The sequence below is a fragment of the Meiothermus cerbereus DSM 11376 genome (genome assembly GCF_000620065.1).
Classification (GTDB): Bacteria; Deinococcota; Deinococci; order Deinococcales; family Thermaceae; genus Meiothermus; species Meiothermus cerbereus.
The window spans coordinates 1-2,316 of record NZ_JHVI01000053.1 but is presented as its reverse complement, the minus strand read 5'-3'; the positions used below and the strand labels follow the sequence as shown (position 1 = coordinate 2,316).

At 58.2% G+C, this 2,316-nt stretch carries 1 protein-coding gene; it reads left to right on the top strand.

Annotation, left to right across the window (positions count from 1 at the left end; all coding sequences use genetic code 11):
- Positions 1 to 580 precede the first annotated feature (580 nt).
- Positions 581 to 2,239, top strand: coding sequence for a group II intron reverse transcriptase/maturase (gene ltrA, locus Q355_RS0113110; protein WP_027878188.1), 1,659 nt, complete (start codon positions 581 to 583; stop codon positions 2,237 to 2,239).
- Positions 2,240 to 2,316: the final 77 nt, after the last annotated feature.

The following is a 2,316-nucleotide window of genomic DNA, read 5'->3' as shown; positions in this document are numbered from 1 at the left end:
AGCCGTTTGCGACCTGAAAGGGTCGGAGAGGAATACCAGTAATGGACTCTGTAATACCCAGATGCCCCTACCCAAGCGTGCGAAGGAGTAATCCGACGTGCGGAGCCTTGGGGACAATGTTTCGGCAGCAGGGAGCCTCAACCCTGCTTCGAACTAGGGGGAGCTTGGGACGGGTGAGCGAAAGCGAACCATCGTTTGTACGGCCCGTTAAGGCGAACTGGCGAAAGAGGCTGTCACGCCAGAACCAAAATGGTAAGTGGGTAGGACTGGTCGGTACGGCTACGGCCAGCGGTATTCATAAATCCCACCGGGTCACAGATGGCACCCACCCCCAAGCGTTTGAATCCTCTTCGGTCAACAGGGTAAACCCCACGCACCCCACTTCGGTGGTATCCGAACCGCAAGGAACGGGGACGGTGCAGGGGGTAAAGGAACGTGGAAAAAGCGAAGGCCCCACTGGAACGGTGGGGATAGGGCCGCAAAAGCGGAGATACCCAGCCTGAAAGGGCGCTGACTTCCAGTAGTGGTCTTCGCCGGAATTGCAAGTCCTTATCGCCCTCACCCAAGGAGACGTTAGACAATGCTGGTCATTGAACAGACCAAGGGACAACCCTTGAAGTGGCAGAACATCAACTGGACTGCTGCCGAAGGGGAAGTAAGGCGACTTCAGGAACGAATTTTCCGGGCCGCCCAGAACGGAGAACACGCGAAGGTGAAGAACCTTCAAAAGCTCCTCGTTCGCTCAACTGCTACGAAGATGCTGGCCATTCGTCAGGTGACCCAGCAGAATCCAGGCAAGCACACTCCGGGGGTGGACGGCGTTGTCGTAGACACACCGGAAGCCCGTATTCAACTCCTTCAGGAAGGTCTGACCCTGAAGGGCTACCGACCTAAGCCTGTCCGAAGGGTCTACATCCCGAAGGCTAACGGGAAAATCCGTCCGCTGGGGATTCCAACCGTGAAGGACAGGGTGATGCAGGCCATCGTGAAATTCGCACTTGAGCCGGAATGGGAATCCCGCTTTGAGGCCAACTCTTACGGGTTCCGACCGGGAAGAAGCACGATGGACGCCATTACCGCCATCCATACCACCATGAATAAGCGCGGATGCAGCGAATGGGTGCTGGATGCCGACATCAGCGGATGCTTTGACAACATCCGTCATGACGCCCTGCTGAGCAAGCTTCCGATGTTCACGAAGGTCATCCGCCGCTGGCTTAAGGCAGGGGTGGTGGAGTTCGGGCACAAGTCGAACAGCCCCGCAGGAACGCCCCAAGGCGGCATCATCTCGCCGCTTCTGGCGAACATTGCTCTTGACGGCCTGGAACGGCTGTTCGGAGCGGAAGATGCGCGGGGCAACCCTGTTGCCCCGGCCAAGCGGAAGGGACTCAACCGGGGACTGAGCGTCGTCCGCTATGCGGACGACTTCGTGGTGACCGCGCCCTCAAAAGAGGGGTTGGAGGAATACGTGATGCCCAAACTCACGGACTTCCTACGGCAACGCGGTCTGGAACTCAGCGAAGCCAAGACCCGCATCGTCCATGTAGATGAAGGGTTCAACTTTCTGGGGTTCACCGTACGCCGCTTCAAGGGAACGTTGCTCACCAAACCTGCCAAAGACAAGGTGCTGCAACATCTGCGGAGCATCAAGGCGTACCTGAAGAGCCACGAACAGACTCCAGCAGGTCAGGTAATCAGTGACCTTAACCCCGTCATTCGTGGATGGGCGAACTATTACCGTCACTGCGCGGCTAAAGAAACCTTCGACAAGGCTGACCATAGGATGTGGCAGATGTTGTGGGTGTGGGCCAGACGCCGACACCCCAACAAACCCGCCAAATGGGTCAAGCAGCGGTACTTCCGCAATGACGGCCTCTGGACGTTCTACCAGGGCAGCGCACAACTTCTGCGCCGTTCGGCTACGCCAGTCACCCGCTTCACGAAGGTGGAAGGGAAATCATCGCCCTTCGACCCGGCGCTGCGGGACTACTGGCAGAACCGACATAAGCGCACGATTGCGCGACAGATTCACCAGAAAGACAAATTGGAACTCCTGCGCCGTCAAGACAGCGTGTGTGGTATGTGCCGTCTTCCGCTTGCAGTGGAGGATATGGACGACCACCACGTCAAGCCGAGACACGCTGGGGGACAGAACACGTTAGACAACCGGATGTTGGTGCATCGCTGGTGCCATCACGCGCACCATCAGCGAGTTGGGTACAAGGGCTTGAAGGCTTGAGCCGTGTGCGGTGAAAGTCGCACGCACGGTTCTGAGGGGGCTGGGAGAGCCGCAAGGCTCACCCGGCTACCCGGCGG

What these genes read in the sequence shown, in the direction of transcription:
- ltrA (WP_027878188.1), top strand. Translation starts at nt 581, where the DNA reads ATGCTGGTCATTGAACAGACCAAGGGACAACCCTTGAAGTGGCAGAAC.